The organism is Streptomyces sp. VRA16 Mangrove soil (genome assembly GCF_017377775.1).
Classification (GTDB): domain Bacteria; phylum Actinomycetota; class Actinomycetes; order Streptomycetales; family Streptomycetaceae; genus Streptomyces.
Map to the genome: position 1 here is coordinate 1 of NZ_JAFVLN010000003.1, position 21053 is coordinate 21053.

14 protein-coding genes and 1 rRNA gene are annotated in these 21053 nt (G+C 70.0%); 9 read left to right on the plus strand and 6 right to left on the minus strand.

The window, feature by feature from the left end:
* Positions 1-320, minus strand: a 16S ribosomal RNA gene (locus tag J3486_RS09375); the annotation flags it as partial.
* A gap of 684 nt (positions 321-1004) precedes the next feature.
* Between J3486_RS09375 and J3486_RS09380 the strand changes: the two genes are divergently transcribed.
* Together J3486_RS09380 and ptsP are read left to right on the plus strand one after the other, a co-directional pair.
* Positions 1005-1454, plus strand: coding sequence for a PTS glucose transporter subunit IIA (locus J3486_RS09380; protein WP_207819742.1), 450 nt, complete (start codon positions 1005-1007; stop codon positions 1452-1454).
* Between the two features lie 77 nt (positions 1455-1531).
* Entirely contained in the window at positions 1532-3202 is a 1671-nt protein-coding gene (gene ptsP / locus J3486_RS09385; protein WP_207819743.1) for a phosphoenolpyruvate--protein phosphotransferase, read from the plus strand.
* 71 nt (positions 3203-3273) lie between these two features.
* Here the strand turns inward: ptsP and J3486_RS09390 are convergent, their stop codons facing one another.
* Both J3486_RS09390 and J3486_RS09395 read right to left on the minus strand, forming a co-directional pair.
* Positions 3274-4176 carry a hypothetical protein gene (locus J3486_RS09390; protein WP_207819744.1) on the minus strand — a complete coding sequence of 301 codons (903 nt, stop codon included), beginning with the start codon at positions 4174-4176 and terminating at the stop codon, positions 3274-3276.
* A 102-nt stretch (positions 4177-4278) separates the two neighbouring features.
* Positions 4279-6252, minus strand: coding sequence for an acetoacetate--CoA ligase (locus J3486_RS09395; protein ID WP_207819745.1), 1974 nt, complete (start codon positions 6250-6252; stop codon positions 4279-4281).
* Between the two features lie 214 nt (positions 6253-6466).
* Here J3486_RS09395 and J3486_RS09400 point away from each other — a divergent pair, with 214 nt between their 5' ends.
* The gene (locus tag J3486_RS09400; RefSeq protein WP_207819746.1) at positions 6467-8818 is read left to right on the plus strand and encodes a glycoside hydrolase family 31 protein; all 2352 of its coding nucleotides are present in this window, start codon (positions 6467-6469) and stop codon (positions 8816-8818) included.
* A 33-nt stretch (positions 8819-8851) separates the two neighbouring features.
* Here the strand turns inward: J3486_RS09400 and J3486_RS09405 are convergent, their stop codons facing one another.
* Positions 8852-9367: an NUDIX domain-containing protein gene (locus J3486_RS09405; protein WP_207820259.1), complete on the minus strand. Its 516-nt coding sequence runs from the start codon at positions 9365-9367 to the stop codon at positions 8852-8854.
* Between the two features lie 93 nt (positions 9368-9460).
* Between J3486_RS09405 and J3486_RS09410 the strand changes: the two genes are divergently transcribed.
* The 6 genes from J3486_RS09410 to glpK all read left to right on the plus strand — a co-directional run bounded on the left by J3486_RS09410 (position 9461) and on the right by glpK (position 16589).
* Entirely contained in the window at positions 9461-10270 is an 810-nt protein-coding gene (locus tag J3486_RS09410; RefSeq protein WP_207819747.1) for a M15 family metallopeptidase, read from the plus strand.
* Between the two features lie 181 nt (positions 10271-10451).
* Complete coding sequence (locus J3486_RS09415; RefSeq protein WP_207819748.1) at positions 10452-10910, plus strand: Zn-ribbon domain-containing OB-fold protein; 459 nt, start codon at positions 10452-10454, stop codon at positions 10908-10910.
* On the plus strand, positions 10907-12097 hold the full coding sequence (locus J3486_RS09420; protein WP_207819749.1) for a lipid-transfer protein: 1191 nt from the start codon (positions 10907-10909) through the stop codon (positions 12095-12097). Before J3486_RS09415 ends, J3486_RS09420 begins: the two co-directional genes overlap by 4 nt.
* 96 nt (positions 12098-12193) lie before the next feature.
* On the plus strand, positions 12194-13852 hold the full coding sequence (locus J3486_RS09425; RefSeq protein WP_207819750.1) for a GGDEF domain-containing protein: 1659 nt from the start codon (positions 12194-12196) through the stop codon (positions 13850-13852).
* 374 nt (positions 13853-14226) lie between these two features.
* Positions 14227-14985 carry an MIP/aquaporin family protein gene (locus J3486_RS09430; protein ID WP_207819751.1) on the plus strand — a complete coding sequence of 253 codons (759 nt, stop codon included), beginning with the start codon at positions 14227-14229 and terminating at the stop codon, positions 14983-14985.
* Positions 14986-15071: 86 nt separating this feature from the next.
* Complete coding sequence (gene glpK, locus J3486_RS09435) at positions 15072-16589, plus strand: glycerol kinase GlpK (protein ID WP_207819752.1); 1518 nt, start codon at positions 15072-15074, stop codon at positions 16587-16589.
* 108 nt (positions 16590-16697) lie between these two features.
* Here glpK and J3486_RS09440 read toward each other — a convergent pair whose 3' ends face one another.
* The gene (locus J3486_RS09440; RefSeq protein WP_207819753.1) at positions 16698-17303 is read right to left on the minus strand and encodes an ATP/GTP-binding protein; all 606 of its coding nucleotides are present in this window, start codon (positions 17301-17303) and stop codon (positions 16698-16700) included.
* Positions 17284-20991 (minus strand): hydantoinase B/oxoprolinase family protein, encoded by a 3708-nt coding sequence (locus J3486_RS09445; protein WP_207819754.1) that lies wholly within the window; start codon positions 20989-20991, stop codon positions 17284-17286. The genes J3486_RS09440 and J3486_RS09445 overlap by 20 nt, the downstream gene beginning before the upstream one ends.
* Positions 20992-21053: the final 62 nt, after the last annotated feature.

The window sequence follows — 21053 nt, forward strand, 5'->3', positions numbered from 1 at the left end:
GTCTCAGTCCCAGTGTGGCCGGTCGCCCTCTCAGGCCGGCTACCCGTCGTCGCCTTGGTGAGCCACTACCTCACCAACAAGCTGATAGGCCGCGGGCTCATCCTTCACCGCCGGAGCTTTCAACCCCTTCCCATGCGAGAAGGAGTGGTATCCGGTATTAGACCCCGTTTCCAGGGCTTGTCCCAGAGTGAAGGGCAGATTGCCCACGTGTTACTCACCCGTTCGCCACTAATCCACCCCGAAGGGCTTCATCGTTCGACTTGCATGTGTTAAGCACGCCGCCAGCGTTCGTCCTGAGCCAGGATCAAACTCTCCGTGAATGTGTACCCGTAATCGGGTGCAACACCACGAGAGCGGAACCAGAAGAGGAATAATCTCCCGGTTCACAGCGTCCTCGCTGTGCGCCTTCCCCTGGTGAAGGAGAAGGACTTTTTCAAAGGAACCTCATCCTCGACCTGATGGCCGGGGACGGGGTATCAACATATCTGGCGTTGATTTTTGGCACGCTGTTGAGTTCTCAAGGAACGGACGCTTCCTTTGTACTCACCCTCTCGGGCTTTCCTCCGGGCGCTTCCCTTCGGTCTTTCTTTCTTGCGTTTCCGACTCTATCAGACCGTTTCACCGGCCGATTTCCTCGGGGTCTTGCTCCGCTTTCCGGGAATCCACTTTCGCGGTTTCCTTTCCGGCGGCCGTAACTCTAGCAGTCTTTTCTCACCCCTCTGACCACACCTGCGAGTGCAGAGGTCTAGACCAGAGGTAGGGTTCGACTCGTTAGAGACCGCACGGGAGGCGGGCGCTCGTTGGCGCTTCGTGCTCCCTGGCGGAAGTACGACACTACATGGGGGCGCGCACGCGGTGCAAATCGTTTGCGGGGTCCCCTACGTCAGCCAACCGGTACCTCTCATGCGGAACCGGGACTTTTTATGACTTACGCTTCTGAACAGTACGTCGTCCAGGACAGGTAGTGACGACGACCATCAATCTCCACCCCTGGGAGGCTTGCCATGACCGATGTGACGTCCCCGCTTGCAGGACGCGCCATTGGGCTCTCTGCCGTTCCTGACCCGGTGTTCTCCGGTGCGATGGTCGGCCCCGGCACCGCCATCGACCCCGTGCGCGAGCCTTCCGAGGCCGTCGCTCCTGTCAACGGCATCGTCGTTTCCCTCCACCCGCACGCCTTCGTCGTGGTGGACGAGGAGGGGCACGGTGTGCTGACGCACCTCGGTATCGACACCGTCCAGCTCAATGGCGAAGGCTTTGAGCTGCTCGTCAACAAGGGCGACACCGTGACGCGCGGTCAGGCCGTGGTGCGGTGGGACCCGGCCGCGGTCGAGGCTGCCGGCAAGTCGCCGGTCTGCCCGGTCGTGGCGCTCGAGGCCACCGCCGAGTCGCTCTCCAACGTGGTCGAGGACGGCGAGCTCAAGGCGGGCGACGCACTGTTCGGCTGGAAGTGACAGCGCGCCGTCACTGACGGACCGCAGGACAACCAACGCGGCGGGGTCGCCCCGCCGCACTATCGGAGACGGGTGAGATGGAGACAACGCTGCGAGGCGTCGGCGTGAGCCACGGTGTGGCGATCGGCGAGGTTCGGCACATGGGGACGGCGGTGCTCGAGCCGCCGGCCAAGCAGATTCCGGCGGAGGAGGCGGAGCGCGAGCAGGGGCGCGCCCGTCAGGCCGTGGAAGCTGTTGCGGCCGACCTGATTGCGCGCGGCAATCTGGCCGGCGGGGAGGCCCAGGCGGTCCTCGAAGCTCAGGCCATGATCGCTCAGGACCCCGAGCTGATCGCCGACGTCGACCGCCGCATCGCTGTGGGCAGCACGGCGGAGCGCGGCATCTACGACGCCTTCTCGCACTACCGCGAGCTGCTGGCCGGTGCCGGCGAGTACATGGCCGGTCGTGTGGCGGACCTCGACGACGTGCGGAACCGTATCGTCGCGCGCCTGCTCGGTGTTCCGATGCCGGGTGTGCCCGACAGCGACGAGCCGTACGTCCTCATCGCTCGTGACCTCGCGCCTGCGGACACCGCGCTGCTGGACCCGGCGCTGGTGCTCGGCTTCGTCACCGAAGAGGGCGGTCCGACCAGCCACAGCGCCATCCTGGCGCGCGCTCTCGGAGTGCCGGCTGTCGTCGCGCTGCCGGGCGCCGGTGAGCTGGCCGAGGGCACTGTCGTCGCTGTCGACGGCAGCACGGGTGAGATCTTCGTGGAACCGAGTGCGGAGAAGCGTGCCGCGCTCGAGGCCTCTGCCGCCGAGCGCAAGGCCGCGCTGGCCGCGTCCACCGGCCCGGGTGCCACCTCGGACGGGCACAAGGTCCCCCTGCTCGCGAACGTCGGCGGTCCGGCGGACGTGCCGGCGGCCGTCGAGGCGGGGGCCGAGGGCGTCGGTCTCTTCCGCACCGAGTTCCTCTTCCTGGACGACAGCAAGAAGGCTCCGTCCGAGGAGAAGCAGGTCGAGGCGTACCGCCAGGTTCTGGAGGCGTTCCCCGAGGGGCGCGTCGTGGTGCGTGTACTGGACGCCGGTGCCGACAAGCCGCTGGACTTCCTGACGCCGGGCGACGAGCCCAACCCGGCTCTGGGCGTGCGGGGTCTGCGGTCGCTGCTCGACCACCCGGAGGTGCTGCGTACGCAGCTGACCGCGCTGGCCAAGGCGTCCGAGGGCCTGCCGGTCTACCTCGAGGTCATGGCCCCGATGGTCGCCGACCGTGCCGACGCCAAGGCGTTCGCCGACGCCTGTCGTGAGGCGGGGCTGCAGGCCAAGTTCGGCGCGATGGTGGAGATTCCGTCCGCCGCGCTGCGCGCCCGTTCCGTGCTGCAGGAGGTCGAGTTCCTGTCGCTCGGCACGAACGACCTGGCGCAGTACACCTTCGCGGCCGACCGTCAGGTCGGTGCCGTGTCGCGCCTCCAGGACCCGTGGCAGCCCGCTCTGCTCGACCTGGTCGCGATGTCGGCCGACGCCGCCAAGGCCGAGGGCAAGAGCTGCGGCGTGTGCGGTGAGGCCGCGTCCGACCCGCTGCTGGCCTGTGTGCTGACCGGTCTGGGTGTCACCTCCCTGTCCATGGGTGCCGCGTCGATCCCGTACGTGCGGGCCACGCTCGGCAAGTACACGCTGGCCCAGTGCGAGCGGGCGGCCGCCGCCGCCCGTGCCGCGGACTCCGCCGAAGAGGCACGGACCGCGGCGCAGGCCGTGCTGTCTGGCGAGTAATCGCCCGGCTGTCCTTCTGCGAAGGGTGCTCCACCGCTGGTGGGGCACCCTTCGTGCGTTTTCCGGTCAGGTCAGTGCAGGTGCTGTCCGTCCGGATCGACGGTGTTCGCGTCCGGCGCCGTGCAGTAGTCGACATCGGGCTCGGGTGCCACCAGCTCACCGGAGTACGCGTCGACGCAGTAGGCATCGAAGACCTGTGACGCAGTGAGGGGTACGAGCCCTTCGTCCTTCACCTGCCAGCCGTAGACCCGGCTCCGCTCCCCCACCCGGTTCGTCCGCAGGACGATGGCGCATGCGCTGTCGGTGGCGATGGCCAGGGCGAGGACGGTTGTCAGTTCCATGGCTGCGGTCTCGTCGAGCCGGACGGTGTCAGGTGCTTCGGTGTCGACGTGCAGGACCGCCTGGAGCGGATCGCGGCCGGTGGACGCGCTGCACACCAGATGATGGATGCCTTCACCGATGCTGTCGAGCACGCGGGCGAAGAGGTAGGAGGCGCGTGCGAACGCGATCCTGCCGATGTCCTGTCCGCATTCCCTGCAGGGCCCGATGCGGGTCAGAACGGATGAGGCGTAGGTCCAGGTCGCCTGGCGGACCGCCTCCTCGACGAGGTCGGGGACGAGGTCGGCCAGTGGTTGCCCCTCGTACGGGAGACACGGTCCGATCGAGGCGAGCTCCGCCGTGAAGCGGGTGCGGCTGATCGCGGTGTCCGGTTCGAGGCCGGATTCGGCGCAGAACTCCGCGTACTCCACCGGGTCGAAGAGAGCCACGGTGGTGTGCCCGCCCGCTGAGGCCACGGATTTGAGCAGCCCTTCGACCTGTCGCAGATACGTCTTGTGGTCCTCGAACGTGAAGCTGCGGTAGCGCCGCATCGCCGTGAAGTCCTGCTCGTCGGCCAACAGGCCGATGGTCCCCGCTACCTCGCGGCGCAGGATGTGCCGCTGGCTGGTGGTCCGGCCCTGCTGTGTGTGCGCCATGGTGTTCCCCCTGAGTGCGCTCGATCATTGCTCACTCAGAGTAATCACGGCCACTGACAGTGGCCGTGATCAGACGAATCGCGGCCGGAGCCGCCCCCTGGGTCAGGCTCGCTTGCGGGCGATGTCCTCGTAGAAACGGAGGAGTTCGAGGTTGTCGATGGAGCCCGGGTTCACGGCCTTCTCCAGCGGGGTTCCTTGCAGGAGTCGCTTCACCGGTACTTCGATGCGCTTGCCGGTGAGAGTGTGCGGGACGCCGGGGGCTTCGATGATCTCGTCGGGGACGTGGCGCGGGGAGAGCTGTTCGCGGATCACCTGCTTGATGCGGGAGCGCAGGGCATCGTCGAGGACCACGCCGGGGGCGAGGTGCACGAAGAGCGGCATCCAGTAACCGCCGTCGGGCAGCTCGAGGCCGATCACGAGTGATTCGCGGATCTCGGGAAGTCGCTCCACGGCCTCGTAGATGTCGGCCGATCCCATGCGGACGCCCTGACGGTTCAGAGTGGAGTCGGAGCGGCCGTGGATGATGACGGAGCCGCGCGAGGTGAGGGTGATCCAGTCCCCGTGGCGCCAGACGCCGGGGTACGTGTCGAAGTAGCTGTCGTGGTAGCGACTGCCGTCGGGGTCGTTCCAGAAGCGGATCGGCATGGACGGCATGGGGTTGGTGACGACGAGTTCGCCCACCTCGTCGATGAGGGGATTGCCCTGCGGGTCCCATGCCTGAAGGTCCGTGCCGAGGCTGGGGGCCTGGAGCTCCCCGATGTGGACGGGGAGAGTGGCGACGGCTCCGGCGAAGCAGGAGCAGACGTCGGTGCCGCCGCTGACGGAGGCGATCCAGAGGTCGTCGCGGACCTCGTCGTGAAGCCAGCGGAAGCCGTCGGGCGGCAGTGGCGAGCCGGTGGTCGCCACACATTTGACGCGGGAGAGGTCGTGGTCGCGGGACGGGTGGACGCCGGCCTTGCGGCACGCCATCACGTAGGCCGCGGACGTGCCGAAGAGGGTGGCCCCGGTCTTTTCGGCGACGGCCCACTGGGCGCCGGTCTCGGGGTGACCGGGACTGCCGTCGTAGAGGACGATCGTGGTGCCCGTCAGGAGCCCGGAGACGAGGAAGTTCCACATCATCCAGCCCGTCGACGTGTACCAGAAGAACCGGTCGTCGGGGCCGAGGTCGCAGTGCAGACCGAGTTGCTTGAGGTGCTCGACGAGGATGCCGCCCTGGGACTGCACGATGGCCTTGGGCAGGCCGGTCGTGCCTGAGGAGTACAGCACCCACAGCGGGTGGTCGAAGGGCACTTCTTCGTAGACGGGTGCCACGTCACCCGAAGTGAGGGCAGCCCATTCGAGGGCCCCTTCCGGGGCCTCGGTTCCGAGCAGGGGAATGTGGACCACCGCACGCAGGGAGGGCAGTTCGGAGCGGAGCTCGGCCACGGTGTCGCGGCGGTCGTGCTCCTTGCCGCCGTAGCGGTATCCGTCGACGGTGAACAGGACCACCGGTTCGACCTGCTGGAAGCGGTCGAGGACGCTGCGGGCGCCGAAGTCGGGGGCACAGGACGTCCAGACGGCGCCGACGGCGGCCGTGGCGAGGAGGGCGACGACCGCCTCGGAGATGTTGGGCAGATATCCGCTGATGCGGTCGCCCGGACGGACTCCGAGCGCGCGCAGCTCCGCCGCGAGGGAGCCGACCTGGCGGCGCAGCTCCGTCCAGGTGATGGGGCGCGGTTCCTGCCTCTCGTCGACCTGGAGGATGGCGGGGGTCTCCGCGCGCGTGGGGTCGTCCGCAGCCCGCAGGGCGTGTTCGGCGTAGTTGAGGGTGGCCCCGGGGAACCACTCGGCTCCCGGCATGGAGCGATTGCCCAGCACGCGCGCGTAGGGGTGTGTGAAGCGCACGTCGAACCAGTCGGTGACGCCCTTCCAGAACGTCTCGAGTTCGTTTACCGACCAACGGTGCAGCGCCTCGTAGCCGCCGTCCGCCGGCGCGCCGTGGTGCTCCGCCGCCCAGGCCTGGAAGCGGGTGATCTGCGCGGCGGCGATCTGATCCCGATCGGGCTGCCAGAGCGGCGAGGGGTTCGCTGTGTCCATGGGGCGGCTCCCGGAAGTACGCGGCGTGGGCGTCGTCGGCGCGCACGGGCTGGGGTGTGCGCGTGACGCGGCTGACAGGGACGATGCCATGTGATCGACTTCGGCACCAGGGTGTTCGCCACATGGTCGGTGGCGTGAAGATGTCCCGGCACCGCGAATGAACGGCAGTTGAACGCGGCACACGTGCGTGGCCGTCAGTGGCAGGGTGAGCAGCATGAACGGTCGTGACCTCGTGCGCTCGGTGAAGGCGGCTTCTCAGGTGGGTGCCGCCCTGGGGTTGCGGGCCGTGCGCGCCTCGTGGCGGCTGCGCCGGGCGGATTCGGCGGGGTTGCCGCGGCAGGGCCCCGCGCGTGCGCGCGTCCCAGGCTCTGTGGTCGGTGTGGATCCCGAGCCCGGCGGGGGCCGGGTGCGGTTCACCCGCTCGTCGCTGCGGATCATGGTCGCGGTGAACGGGGCTGTCTTCTGGGGGTGGGACGGGGCCGATCCGGAGCCCTCGTACGCCTTGGCCGGGGTGTGCCCCGAGCCCGACTCCCGCGTGACGCTGGAGCCCGACAAGGACGGCGGGTGGCGAGTGGTCGCCGAGCGGGCGACGGTCACCGTGTCGCGTCTCGGTGCGATCGAATTGTGCACGCCGGGCGGTGTGGTGCTGCGCCGAGAACTGCCGCCGCGCTGGTGGGAGGCGGAGGGCGGGGGCGAGGCGCGCTGGGCGCAGCGGTCGGAGGTGGCCGCGGACGCCCGGTTCTTCGGGCTGGGCGGGCGTTCTTCGGGGCCGCGGCTGCGTGGCGGGACGTATCGGCTGTGGAACACCGCCCCGGCCGGTTCCTTCGGTCCGGGCGACGATCCCCTGTCGGTCACGATGCCGGTGCAGATGGTCGTCGCCGACGTCGGCACGCATCTGGTCTTCCACGACACCACGTGGGACGGCACGGTCGTCCTGCGTGAGGGACGCGAGGGGGACGGTTCGGGGCATGACAGCGTCGGAGCGTCCGAACTGCGCATGGACGGCGGTCCATTGCGGTGTTGGGCCGTCGTGGGCACGCCCGCGCGCGTGCTGCACGCGTGGGTGCAGCTGACGGGTGGGGCCGCGGTTCCGCCGTCCTGGGCGCTGGGGCATCAGCACGCACGGTGGGGTGCCGGTACCACCGAGGAGGTGCGTCGCCTTGTGGCCGACTACAAGGAGCGCGCATTGCCACTGGATGCGGTGCACCTGGACGTCGGACACCACAGATCGCGGCATGTTCCGGTAGATCGTGGCGAGCTCCTCGCTTCGCTGCCCGGACTGGCGGAGGAACTACGCGCCGGCGGGGTGCGCCTCGTGTCCGTCATGGATCCGGGGGTGACGGTGGAGCGTGGCGAGGCCGTGTACGAGGGCGGGCGCACGATCGACGCCTTCGTGCGGGACACGGCGGGCAAGGCGGTGCGAGGTGTCGTACGAACCGGAGAGTCGGTGTACCCGGACTTCACGGCTGAACGGGTGCGGAAGTGGTGGGGCGGGCTGTACGAGGAGCGTCTCGACCGGGGTTTCTCGGGGTTCTGGCACGACATGAACGAGCCGGTCTCCTTCGCCGCGTTCGGGGACCGCACCCTGCCCCTGTCCGCCCGGCACGACCTCGACGGTCGTGGGGGTGACCATCGGGAAGTGCACAACGTGTACGGCCTGTGCATGACGAGGGCCGGGTACGAGGGGCTGCGTGAACTGCAGCCGCAGGAGCGGCCCTTCCTGTGCTCGCGTTCGGGCTGGGCGGGAATACAGCGCTACGGAGGCGTCGGGTCCGGTGACGTCGCCACCGACTGGCACGGCTTGCGGGCCTCGTTCTCGCTCGTCCTGGGACTCGGCCTGTGCGGGGTGCCGTATGCGGGACCTGATGTGGGCGGCCACGACGGTGAGCCCGCGCCGGAGCTCTACCTGCGCTGGTTCCAACTGGGCGCCTATATGCCGCTGTTCCGCACGCACTCGTCCCTGCGGGCCGGTCGGGGTGAACCCTGGGCCTTCGGTGACGAGGGGCTCAAGCACGCACGCGAGGCGTTGGACGAGCGTCGTCGGCTGCTGCCCTACTTCATGACGCTGGCGCATTTCGCACGCCGTACGGGTGCTCCCTACGTGCGTCCCTTGTGGTGGGGGTCGCCCGAGGACAGGGCGCTGCGTGACTGTGAGGACGCCTTCTTGTTGGGAGATTCCTTGTTGGTGGCTCCCGTGTGGGAGCCGGGGGTCAGGAGCCGGACCGTGGTGCTGCCGCGGGGGCGGTGGTACGACACGGCGAGCGGTGAGGCGTTCGACGGGCCGGGGCGCGTGACGGTGCAGGCCCCACTGTCACGGATTCCTGTCCTCGCGCGTGCGGGCGCCGTGATCCCGGTGCTGGAGGGCGGCGGGATCGCCCTGGACGTCTGGGCGCCCGCTCCCGGGCGCACGGGCCACGGCTACGTCGTCCCGGACCTGGGGGACGGCTGGGAGGATCCGCGGGTCGAGCGGTATCGCGTGCACAGGAGCGGGCAGCGTGTCGTCGTGGAGGCCGAAGGGGAGGGTGGCGGGCAGCCGCCCTATCCGGTGCGCGTACGGGGCCTCTGAGGCCGTGCGCGCGGCGTCGAGTGGTGGTGTGGGCTACATGTAGCGGCCTTCGAACCAGGCGCGGGCCGCCACCGTGTGCAGCGGGAAGGCGAGTTCGGCCGGACGCCGCAGGAGGGACCAGCCGTCCGTCTCGTCCGTCGGGGCGCTCGTGGGCAGCTGGGCGGCCGGGCGTTCGGGGAGCAGACCGAAGAGGAGGAGGTGGCCGTCCGGGGCACTCATGGCGTCCACGAGGCGTACGTCGCGGACTGCCGCGTCGATGCCCGTCTCCTCCTTGAGCTCACGGACGACAGCGTGGCGCCAGTCCTCCCGGTCGTCGACGAATCCGCCGGGGAGAGCGACCTCCCCGCGCGCGGGCGCGATGGTGCGTGTGATCACGACGAGCGCGGTGCCTGTCGTGTCGTACACGGGCTGAAGGGCGATCGCGACGGGGAGCGGGTTGCGATAGGCGACGGAGGCACAGGCCGGACAGGTGCGCGGCCAGCCGTGCACATCGGTCCCGTAGGCGGCTCCGCAACTGGAACAGTGGGAATCCGGAACGGGGTTGACCATGGCGTGGGTTGATGCGGACACGGCGCGGACTGTATCCGATCACCGGATCCCGGTCTTCCCTTTCGGTCCCGGCTCCTGGTAGACCGCTGGCCCATGACTCGAACTGCCGCCGCTCTGCGGAAACTCGCTGCCCTCACGGCCGCCGCGCTGCTCGGTGTGGCCGCCGCCCCTTCCGTCGCACAGGCGACCCCGGCCCCCAAGGCTCCCAAGGAGTTCGTGGCGCTCAGCGACGTCGACCCCACGATCATCCAGGAGATCCGCTATTACACCGTCCACGACTTCGTGGGCGAACGGATCGACGGCTACAAGAAGCCGATGTGCATCCTGACGAGACCCGCCGCAAAGGCGCTGCACAAGGCACAGACGGGGCTCCTCAAGCGGGGCTACTCGCTGAAGGTCTACGACTGCTACCGGCCGCAACGTGCCGTCGACCACTTCGTGAGGTGGGCCAAGGATCTCGACGACCAGAAGATGAAGGCGGAGTTCTATCCGCAGGTCGACAAGACGCGTCTGTTCGCGGACGGTTACATCGCCGAGAAGTCCGGCCACAGCCGCGGCTCCACCGTCGACCTGACGGTCGTGAAGCTGCCGGCCCTGCCGACCCGCCCGTACGTGCCCGGCGAGCCGCTCAAGGCGTGCTACGGCCCGCAGAAGGACCGGTTCCCCGACAACTCCGTCGACATGGGGACGGGGTTCGACTGCTTCGACACGTTGGCGCACACGGACGATCCCCGTATCCAAGGGGTGCAGCGGGCCAACCGGGACCTGCTGCGTGACGCGCTCTCGGGCGAGGGGTTCGTCAACCTGCCCGAGGAGTGGTGGCACTACACGTACAAGCCCGAACTGTTCCCCGACACCTACTTCGACTTCCCGATCTCGCGGAGGTCGCTGACCGGGCACTGAGTCCGGCGGCCCGGCGGCGTGGAGGGCGCGGGCGGCACCACCCCCGTGGATGCCGCCCACGCCCTCACGTCATACACGGACGCATGTGGTGCGCATGTGGTTCTGCGGGACCTCCTGACGCCGTGCGGTTGCCCGTGGCACACTTCTGACGTTCCGTCAGATTTGGTGTCGGGGAGGGTTCGTGACGCGTACGCGTACGCCTGTCGTGGCCGGCTGGTTCGCCGGTGAGGGGGACGACTTCCGCCTGCTGGGGACGCGCTGTTCGGCGTGCGCGTCCGTGTACTTCCCGCGGGAGGACACAGCCTGCCGCAATCCCGGGTGCTCGGGCGGCGATCTGGCCGAGGTGCCCCTGTCGCGGCGGGGGCGGATCTGGTCGTACACCGACGCCCGGTACCGGCCGCCGGAACCGTACGTCTCGGACCGGGAACTTCCCTGGCAGCCCTACACGTTGATCGCTGTGGAGCTCGCCGCTGAGCGATTGGTGGTGCTCGGGCAGGGGGTTCCAGGACTGTCCGTTACCGATCTCGAGGTCGGCATGGAGGTGGAGGTGGTACCGGGGGTCCTCGACGAGGACGGGGACGAGGCCAGCGGTACGGCCTGGACGACATGGCACTGGCGGCCGACGGGGGTGACGGCATGACGGCGGATGTGGCGGTGCTCGGCGCGGGCATGCACCCCTGGGGCAAGTGGGGCCGCAGTTTCGTCGAGTACGGGACGGCGGCCGCACGCACGGCACTCGCCGACGCGGGGGTCGAGTGGCGCGACGTGCAGTCCGTGGTCGGCGCCGACACGGTGCGCGGCGGATATCCGGGCCATGTGGCGGGTGCGACGTTCGCGAAGAAGCTGGGCTGGCAAGGGGCCCGCGTGGCGAGCGTGTACGCGGCGTGCGCCTCGGGAGCACAGGCCATCGGCACGGCTCGGGCACAGATCCTCGCGGGCCTGGCGGACGTCGTGCTCGTGGTCGGGGCCGATGCCGCGCCCAAGGGGTTCTTCCGTCCGGCCGGGGGCGACCGACCGGACGATCCGGACTGGCTGCGGTTCCGCGTGCTCGGAGCGACCAATCCGACGTACTTCGGCCTGTACGCGCGCCGGAGGATGGCCGTGCACGGGGACACGCTGGAGGACTTCGCCCAGGTCAAGGTGAAGAACGCGGCCTGTGGAGCGCTTAATCCGAATGCCCGCTACCGCAAGACCGTGTCGGCCGAGGAGGTCGCGGCCTCGGCCGTGGTCGCCGACCCGCTGCGGCTCCTGGACATCTGCGCCACGTCGGACGGGGGCGCGGCGCTGGTCCTGTCCAGCATGGAGTTCGCGCGGCGGCACGGGGCCTCGGATCCCGTGCGGATCCGGGCCGTCTCGACGGTGACGCCCACGTTCCCGAACACGGTGCTCGATCTGCCGGACATGGCCACGGACTCGGCGGCGGGAGTCGAGCCGGACGGCCCGTCGTTCCGGTCCTCGATAGCCCGAGCCGCCTACGAGGAGGCCGGTGTCGGCCCCGAGGACCTGTCGCTCGCCGAGGTTTACGACCTGTCCACCGCCCTGGAACTGCAGTGGTACGAGGACCTCGGGCTGTGCGCCGAGGGCGCGGCGGCCAAGCTGCTGGGCGAGGGTGCCACCGCGCCCGGCGGCCGCATACCCGTGAACGCCAGTGGTGGTCTCGCGTCGTTCGGGGAGGCGGTTCCGGCCCAGGCGATTGCGCAGGTGTGCGAGCTGACCTGGCAACTGCGGGGGACGGCCGGTGCGCGGCAGGTGGCCGGTGCACGGGTCGGGATCACCGCCAACCAGGGGCTGTTCGGGCACGGTTCGTCGGTCGTCGCCGTGCGATGAGCGGTCCGCTCGTACACTGAGTGATCACTCGGGAATGCTGCGTGAACAGCGTATGAACTGAGCCTGGGGGTACTCCTGAGGCGCCATCATGCTGCCGTGCGCTCCTGGACGGACAGTCTCCGCTTCGCCTTCCAGCCCGTGGTCAATCTGACCACGGGGACCGTGGCAGCTGTGGAGATACTGGCCCGCCCGGAGACCGGCGACGTGCTGGCCCGCGCCCGACGCGAGCCCGAACTCGACGGACGACTCGCAGCGTTGGCGATCCATGACGCGGCGCGCAAGGAGACGCTGCTGCCGCTGCACGTGAACGTGTTCGCGGGCACGCTCGCCGACCTCGGCGACCTCTCGGCGCTGCGCGAAGCGGTGCGCGCGGTGGGACGGCTGCCGTGGGAGGTGACCGTCGATGTGGGGCCGCCGTTCACACACGTACCCCAGCGAGCGCTCCTGGAGGGTGTGGCGGCGCTGCGCGAGGAGGGATTCCGCATCTGTGCCGACGGGGTCGGTGACGGGGACGTGCCCCTGCGGCTGCTCGACGATCTCGGTCCTGACCTGGTGAAGCTGGACGCGTCCCTGCTGGCACGCACCGCGTCGGTGCGCGCGATGCGGACGCTGTGCGAGGAGTCGGGGGCGCTCCTGGCGGTCGAGGGCGTGGAGTCGGAGCTGGGGTGCGCCGCGGCCCGGGACGCGGGGGCTCAGCTCGCGCAGGGCGATCTGTTCGCGCCGGCCGCCCGGCTGCCGTCGTCCGAGGTGTACGTGCCCCAACTCCCGACGGGGTGCGAGGCGCCGAGGCCGGCCGGGCCGTCGGTACGGGAGTTCGTACGGCCCGCGGCGCTGCTGCCCGAGTCCGCCTCCGCGGAGCAGGTGCGCAAGCTGCTGACCGGGGCGCCCGAGGTGTCCGGGGTGCTGCTCGTGGACGCGGCCGGGGTGCCGGTGCGCTCGGTGCAGCGGGACCGGTTCCTGTTGTCGTTGTCCGCCCGGTACGGGCACGCGCTGTACGCGGACCGGCCCGCGGCGCGCCTCGGCGACCGGCCGCGCACCGTGGGCGTCTCGGCGACGGCATGGGAGGTGCTCGATGTCGTCGCGGACGGCGAGCACAGCCGTACCGCGGACGACGTCGCCGTGGTCGACGACGGCGGGCGGTGTGTGGGTGTGGTGCGTCTCGCCGACCTCGTACGGGCGCTCGCGGAGAGCCGGGTGGAGGAGGCGGCCGGGCTCAATCCGCTGACCCGGCTGCCCGGTTCGGACGCGGTGACCACCGAGGTGGACCGGTGGGTGGCGCACGGGCGTGCCTTCGCGCTGAGTTGGCTGGACATCGACGGGTTCAAGCAGGTCAACGACGGGGCGGGGTTCGCCGCGGGGGACGAGTTGATCCGCGCGGTGGGGCGGGCGCTGGCGCGTACGGAGTCGGAGACCTTGCGCGTGGCGCACATCGGAGGCGACGACTTTCTGGTCCTGGCCGATCCGGAGCGGCTCGATCCGCTGGTCGCCGCGGTCCTCGACGTGCCCTGGTCGGCGGGCGGGAGCCCGGTGACGCTGTCGGTCGCCACGCTGGTGTGCCCGCCGGGGAGCGTGACGGACCACCGCGGGGCGGCCACCCGGCTCGCGCCGCTCAAGCAGGCCGCCAAGGGGCTCTCGGGGGCGAGTTGGGTGTGCGGCCTCGCGGGACGGGAGGGGTACGAGGTGCGGCGTGGGGCGGCAGTGAGGGGCGATGCATCCGCCGTGCCGGCACAGAAGGGCGCGTCGCACGCTTCGTAGGAGTGGCGGCAACAGCCGTACGGGAGGCGGCACTTGCAGGAGCGTTTGCCGCCGGTCAACCGTTGCCGTCTGCGACCTTGACGCTCCAGTACGGCCGGTGAACACTTCCGGGTGTCAGTCGGCATCGCCGCATGACGGCCCACCGGCGTCTCGGGGTCGCTCCCTGCCCCTGAGGTGCTTCCTGCCCTGTCGTGGCAGGTCAGGGCCGCTCCCCCATACGCGGTTCCGGCTGTGCGGGCACGCTCGTCACGGACGCCGGGCGGGGCACGGGATCCCCCCTGCCTTCGGCTGAAGTAGCCAGAACCAGCCAGGGGAAACGCCCCCTGCGCGGAGGACCGGGGCGCATCGTCCCGGGCGAGGGGCTAGGAGCCGTTATGCACAGCAACGGAGACATCTTCGTCGGTGAAGTCATCGGCACCGCCATTCTGATCCTGTTCGGCGCGGGCGTCTGCGCCGCCGTCACCCTCAAACATTCCAAGGCCAGAGCCTCGGGGTGGATCGTCATCGCGTTCGGCTGGGGCTTCGGCGTCCTGGCCGGCGCGTACACGGCGGCGCCCCTGTCCGGCGGCCACCTGAACCCCGCCGTCACCATCGGCATCGCGGTCGACACCGGCAAGTGGGACAAGGTCTGGGTCTATCTGTGCGGCCAGATGGTCGGCGCGATGCTCGGCGCCGTCCTCGCGTACCTGGTGTATCTCGCGCAGTTCAACGCCAATGTGAGCTCCGGCAAGGACACGGCGGAGGCCCCCGACGAGGACGGTCCGCTGCCGACGCTCGGCATCTTCTCGACCATTCCGGAGATCCGGAACCCGGTCGCGAACCTGATCACCGAGATCATCGCGACGATGGGACTCGTCCTGCCCATCCTGGCGTTCGGTCTCACCAAGGGCCTGGGCGAGTCCGGTACGACGGTCCTGATCGTGGCGCTGCTGGTCGTCGGCATCGGTCTGTCGCTCGGCGGGCCGACGGGCTACGCGATCAACCCGGCGCGTGACCTCGGTCCGCGCATCGTCCACCAGTTCCTGCCCATCCCCAACAAGGGGACGTCCGACTGGGGTTACGCCCTCGTCCCGGTCGTCGGGCCGCTGATCGGCGGCGCGCTGGCGGGGGTCATCTACAACGCAGCGTTCTGAAACGCGGCCGCGGAAGCGTTTCGGCACGCTTCCGCGGCGCTCCGACATCGACCCACGTACGACCGTCTTCTCACGAAGGGGTAGCCATGCCCGAGACTTCCGTGAAGTACGTCGCCGCAATCGATCAGGGCACCACGTCGAGCCGTTGCATCATCTTCAACCAGGACGGCGAGATCGTCGCCGTCGACCAGCGCGAGCACCGTCAGATCTTCCCCAAGCCCGGCTGGGTGGAGCACGACGCCACCGAGATCTGGTCCAAGGTGCAGGCCGTGGTGGCCGGTGCCCTCGCCAAGGCGGGGCTGCGCGCCGATCAGCTCAGCGCTCTCGGCATCACCAATCAGCGCGAGACGACGGTCCTGTGGGACCGCGCGACCGGGAAGCCGGTGCACAACGCGATCGTGTGGCAGGACACGCGGACGTCGGCCCTCTGCAACCAGCTGGGCGGCTCCGACGGCCAGGACCGGTTCCGTGAGCAGACCGGCCTGCCGCTCGCCAGCTACTTCTCCGGGCCCAAGGCGGCCTGGCTGCTCGACAACGTCCCCGGGCTGCGGGCGCGTGCCGAGCGCGGGGAGATCGCGTTCGGCACGATCGACTCGTGGCTGATCTGGAACCTCACCGGCGGCACCGACGGCGGGGTGCACGTCACGGACGTGACCAACGCCGGGCGGACCATGCTGATGAATCTGGAGACCCTCCAGTGGGACTCCTCGATCCTGTCGGCGATGAACGTCCCGGAGGCGGTCCTTCCGGAGATCCGTTCGTCGGCCGAGGTGTACGGAACAGCGGTCGGCCAGCTGTCCGGTGTTCCCGTCGCGTCCGCGCTCGGCGACCAGCAGGCGGCCGTGTTCGGGCAGGCCTGCTACGACACCGGTACCGCGAAGAACACGTACGGGACGGGCAGCTTCCTGTTGCTCAACACCGGTAACCGGCCGGTCCCCTCGAAGAGCGGGCTGCTCACCACCATGGGGTACAAGATCGGTACCGAGGCGCCCGTGTACTGCCTCGAAGGGTCGATCGCGATCACCGGTGCACTCGTGCAGTGGTTCCGCGACCAGCTCGGCATCATCAAGACCGCCGACGAGATCGAGACGCTGGCGGCGAGCGTGGAGGACAACGGCGGCGCCTACATCGTGCCCGCGTTCTCCGGCCTGTTCGCGCCGTACTGGCGCTCCGACGCACGTGGCGTGATCACCGGGCTGACCAGGTACGTCACCAAGGCACATCTCGCTCGTGCCGTCCTGGAGGCGACGAGCTGGCAGACCCGTGAGGTCGTCGACGCCATGTACCAGGACTCCGGGGTGCACATCACGACCCTCAAGGTCGACGGCGGCATGACGAAGAACAATCTGCTGATGCAGCACCAGGCGGACGTGCTCGGCGTGCCCGTGATCCGGCCCAGGGTCTCCGAGACGACGTGTCTGGGCGCGGCGTACGCGGCCGGGCTCGCGACGGGCGTGTGGAACGACCTGGACGAGCTGAAGGCGCACTGGCAACGCGACGTCGAATGGACGCCGGCGATGGACTCACAGACCAGGGACCGCGAGTACCACAACTGGCGCAAGGCCGTGGAGAAGAGCTTGGGCTGGCACGAGGACGACGTGTAGGCGCCGTCCGCACCGGCCTCCGGCCGGGCAGCGGGGCACGCGCGCGTGGTGGCGTATTCGCTGCCACGCGTGCGTGCGTACGCGTACCGGCTCTCCTCCGGGGCCGGTTCAGGTGGTGGCCGGCTCGCGGCGCCGCGCGGACACCGCGGCGGCGTGCTCGACCACGCCGATGAGGACGTCCTTCACGGAGTTCTTCTCGCGCGCGTCGCACAGCACCACGGGGACTCCCGCATCCAGGTCGAGGGCCTGGCGCACCATGTCGGTGGGGTAACGGGCCGAGCCCTCGAAGCAGTTGACGCCGACGACGAACGGGATGTCGCGCCGCTCGAAGTAGTCGACCGCCGCGAAGCAGTCCTCCAGGCGGCGGGTGTCCGCGAGGACGACGGCGCCCAGGGCGCCGGTCGCGAGCTCGTCCCACAGGAACCAGAAGCGGTCCTGGCCCGGTGTGCCGAAGAGGTACAGGACGAGGTCCTCGCGCAGCGTGATCCTGCCGAAGTCCATGGCCACAGTGGTGGTGTGCTTGCCCTCGACGCCCTGGGTGTCGTCGACGGGGCGACCTGCCTCGCTGAGCAGTTCCTCCGTGCGCAGGGGCCTGATCTCGCTGACCGCGCCGACGAGGGTCGTCTTGCCCACGCCGAATCCGCCGGCCACCAGGATCTTGAGCGTGACGGGCTCGACGGGGGCCTTGCCGCGCTCAGAACGCCCGAAGATCATGGGTTGTCTCTCCTGACTCGCTGTTCTCGCTGTGTCGTGTGGTGCTGTACGCGTTCGGGTCCGGGGCCACGTCCGGTGGGCCGTATCCCCCGCCGCCCGGTGTCCGGACGACCAGGACGTCGCCCGGGTGCACCTCGGCGGTGTCGCTGCCGGCGAGCCGGGTCACGCTGCCGTCGGTGCGCTCCACAAAGTTGGCGCCCAGGGCGCCGGGTGCGCCTCCGTTCATCCCATAGGGCGCGACTTTCCGGTGCTGGGAGAGGGTGGAGACGGTCATCGCTTCGCGGAAGCGGATGCGCCGTTCCGCGCCGTCACCGCCGCGCCACCGGCCGTCGCCGCCACTGCCGCGGCGCACGGTGAAGTCCTCCAGGAGGACGGGCAGTCGCCACTCGAGGACCTCCGGGTCGGTGAGCCGCGAGTTCGTCATGTGCGTCTGCACGACCGGCGCCCCGGGGAAGCCGTCACCCGCTCCGGAGCCGGACGCCACGGTCTCGTAGTACTGGTGGCGGGCGTTCCCGAAGGTGACGTTGTTCATCGTGCCGGATCCTTCCGCCTGGACGCCGAGCGCGCCGTAGAGGGCACCGGTGATGGCCTGCGACGTCTCCACGTTGCCCGCGACGACGGCGGCGGGCGGCCGGGGCGCGAGGAAGGACCCTTCGGGGACGACGATCGTCAACGGGCGCAGGCAGCCGTCGTTGAGCGGGATGTCGTCGTCCACGAGGGTGCGGAACACATAGAGGACGGCGGCGTTGACGACGGCGAAGGGGGCGTTGAAGTTGGTGGGGAGCTGCGGGGAGGTGCCGGTGAAGTCGATGGTCGCGGAGCGTCGGGCGCGGTCCACCGTGACGCGTACGCGGATCACGGCTCCGGCGTCGGTCTCGTACGCGAACTGCCCTTCCTCCAGGGTGTCGATGACGCGGCGCACCGCTTCCTCGGCGTTGTCCTGTACGTGCTTCATGTAGGCCTGTACGACGTCGAGGCCGAAGTTCTCGATCATCCGGGCCACTTCGTCGACGCCCTTGCGGTTGGCGGCGATCTGGGCGCGCAGGTCGGCCAGGTTCGTGCGTGGGTTGCGGGAGGGGTGGGGCGCGCGGGTGAGCAGGCGCAGCGTCTCCTGCTCGCGGAAGCGGCCTTGCTCCACCAAAAGCCAGTTGTCGAAGAGGATGCCCTCCTCGTCGATGGTGGCGCTGTTCGCGGGCATGGAGCCGGGGGCGATGCCGCCGATCTCGGCGTGGTGGCCGCGTGAGGCGACGTGGAACAGGATACGGTCGCCGGCCTCGGCGAAGACCGGGGTGATGACGGTGACGTCGGGCAGGTGGGTGCCGCCGTGGTAGGGGTCGTTGACGGCGTAGGTGTCGCCCGGCCGCATCGTGGCGCCCCGGCGGCGGATGACCTCTTTGACGCTGGTGCCCATGGAGCCCAGGTGGACCGGGATGTGCGGGGCGTTGGCGACGAGGTCGCCGTCGGGGTCGAAGAGGGCGCAGGAGAAGTCCAGGCGTTCCTTGATGTTCACGGACTGCGCGGTGGACTCCAGGCGGGCGCCCATCTGCTCGGCGATCGACATGAAGAGGTTGTTGAAGACCTCAAGCAGCACCGGGTCGACGGCGGTCCTGAACTTTTCGTCATTCTCCGTATCGATCTCGGAACTCTCCGTGACCATCGCGCGTTCCATGATCAGGTGGCCGTCGTCCGCGAGGGCCGCTCGCCAGCCGTCGTCGACGACCGTCGTGGCACCGTCCTCGGCGATGATCGCCGGGCCGGACACCGTTTCGCCGGGCGGGAGTTGAGGCCGCTGGTACAGGGGGACGTCGTGCCAGGTCCCGCCGGAGTGGAGTCGGACGGTCGTGGCAACGGCGGGGGCCGTGGCAGGGGGAGCGAGGTGGGAGAGGTCGGGGGGTTCGGTCAGTCCCGTGGCTTCTACGGAGAGTGACTCGACGACGAGCGGTCGGTCGAGGGTGAAGGAGTAGTGGGCACGATGGCGTTCTTCGAAGGCACGCGTCATGACGTCGGGGCGGTCGAGTTCCACGGTGAGCGTGGTGTCGGTGCCGTCATAACGGAGCTGGGCCCGGCGCGTGGCCCGGATGCGGTCCTGCGGGACGTCCTCCGCGAGGAGTTCGGCGCGCGCCGCGGCCTCCAGGTCGTCGGCGGTCTTGAGGACGCCCGGCATGGAGGAGTCCGCCACGGGGGCCTCCACGGACTGTTCCCGCATGGCCGTGGTGTCGGCGAGGCCGATGCCGAGGGCGGACAGGACGCCGGCCATCGGTGGCACGAGGACGGTGCGGATGCCGAGCTCGTCGGCGACCATGCACGCGTGCTGCCCTCCGGCACCGCCGAAGGTGGTGAGGGCGTAGCGGGTGATGTCGTGGCCCTTCTGGACCGAGATCCGCTTCACGGCGTTGGCGATGTTGGCGACCGCGATCCGGAGGTAGCCCTCGGCGACCTGTTCCGGGGAGCGGTCGTCGCCGGTACTGTCGCGGATCTCGGCGGCGAGGGCGGTGAAGCGGTCGCGGACGAGGGCGTCGTCGAGGGGCTGGTCGCCGCCGGGGCCGAACACCCTGGGGAAGTGGGCGGGTTGGACGCGGCCGAGGGCCACGTTGGCGTCGGTGACGGTGAGGGGGCCGCCGCCCCGGTAGCAGACCGGGCCGGGGACCGCGCCCGCCGAGTCGGGGCCCACCCGGTAGCGGCTGCCGTCGAAGTGCAGGACGGAGCCGCCGCCCGCCGCGACGGTGTGGATGTCCAGCATGGGCGCGCGCAGCCGGACGCCCGCGATCTGCGTCGTGAGGACCCGTTCGTACTCGCCGGCGAAGTGCGAGACGTCGGTGGACGTGCCGCCCATGTCGAAGCCGATGACCCGGTCGAATCCCGCGCGCTGCGACATCCGGGCCATGCCGACGATGCCGCCCGCGGGCCCGGAGAGGATGGCGTCCTTGCCGCGGAACTGGCGGGCTTCCGCGAGGCCGCCGTTGGACTGCATGAACATGAGTCGTACGTCGTGGAGTCGGTCGGCGACGTGTTGCACGTAGCGGCGCAGGACCGGCGACAAGTAGGCGTCGACGACGGTGGTGTCGCCGCGGGGGACGACCTTCATGAGCGGGCTGACCTCACTGGAGAGCGAGATCTGCGGGAAGCCGATGCGGGCGGCGAGCGCGCCGATCTCACGCTCGTGGGCCGGGTGGAGGTGGCTGTGCAGGCAGACGACGGCGAGGGCGCGGATGCCGTCGTCGTGGGCCTGCCGCAACGGCCCCTCCAAGGAGGTCAGGTCGAGGGGCGTGACGACCTCGCCGTGGGCGTCGATGCGTTCGTCGACCTCGATGACGCGTTCGTGGAGCAGTTCGGGCAGCTCGATGCGGCGGGCGAAGATGTGCGGCCGGTTCTGGTAGGCGATGCGCAGGGCGTCGCGGAAGCCGCGTGTGATGACGAGGGCGGTGCGTTCGCCCTTGCGTTCCAGGAGGGCGTTGGTGGCGACGGTGGTGCCCATCCGCACGGAGTCGATGAGCCGTCCCGGGGGCGCGTCGGGCGCCGACCCGGCGTGCTCGCGCAGGAGTTCACGGACGGCCGCGACGGCGGGGTCGGTGTAGCGCCCCGGGGTGTCCGAGAGCAGCTTGTGGGTGAGCAGCCGGCCGTCGGGGCGCAGGGCGACGACGTCCGTGAAGGTGCCGCCTCGGTCGATCCAGAACTGCCAGCCTGTCACGTGAGTCTCCTGTGGTCCGCCCCGCTCCTGTCCTGGTCGTGCCGTGCGGCCCTGCGGCCGCG

What these genes read in the sequence shown, in the direction of transcription:
- J3486_RS09380 (WP_207819742.1), top strand. Translation starts at nt 1,005, where the DNA reads ATGACCGATGTGACGTCCCCGCTTGCAGGACGCGCCATTGGGCTCTCT.
- glpK (WP_207819752.1), top strand. Translation starts at nt 15,072, where the DNA reads ATGCCCGAGACTTCCGTGAAGTACGTCGCCGCAATCGATCAGGGCACC.
- J3486_RS09395 (WP_207819745.1), bottom strand. Translation starts at nt 6,252, where the DNA reads ATGGACACAGCGAACCCCTCGCCGCTCTGGCAGCCCGATCGGGATCAG.
- J3486_RS09430 (WP_207819751.1), top strand. Translation starts at nt 14,227, where the DNA reads ATGCACAGCAACGGAGACATCTTCGTCGGTGAAGTCATCGGCACCGCC.
- J3486_RS09420 (WP_207819749.1), top strand. Translation starts at nt 10,907, where the DNA reads ATGACGGCGGATGTGGCGGTGCTCGGCGCGGGCATGCACCCCTGGGGC.
- J3486_RS09405 (WP_207820259.1), bottom strand. Translation starts at nt 9,367, where the DNA reads ATGGTCAACCCCGTTCCGGATTCCCACTGTTCCAGTTGCGGAGCCGCC.
- J3486_RS09410 (WP_207819747.1), top strand. Translation starts at nt 9,461, where the DNA reads ATGACTCGAACTGCCGCCGCTCTGCGGAAACTCGCTGCCCTCACGGCC.
- J3486_RS09390 (WP_207819744.1), bottom strand. Translation starts at nt 4,176, where the DNA reads ATGGCGCACACACAGCAGGGCCGGACCACCAGCCAGCGGCACATCCTG.
- J3486_RS09440 (WP_207819753.1), bottom strand. Translation starts at nt 17,303, where the DNA reads ATGATCTTCGGGCGTTCTGAGCGCGGCAAGGCCCCCGTCGAGCCCGTC.
- J3486_RS09400 (WP_207819746.1), top strand. Translation starts at nt 6,467, where the DNA reads ATGAACGGTCGTGACCTCGTGCGCTCGGTGAAGGCGGCTTCTCAGGTG.
- ptsP (WP_207819743.1), top strand. Translation starts at nt 1,532, where the DNA reads ATGGAGACAACGCTGCGAGGCGTCGGCGTGAGCCACGGTGTGGCGATC.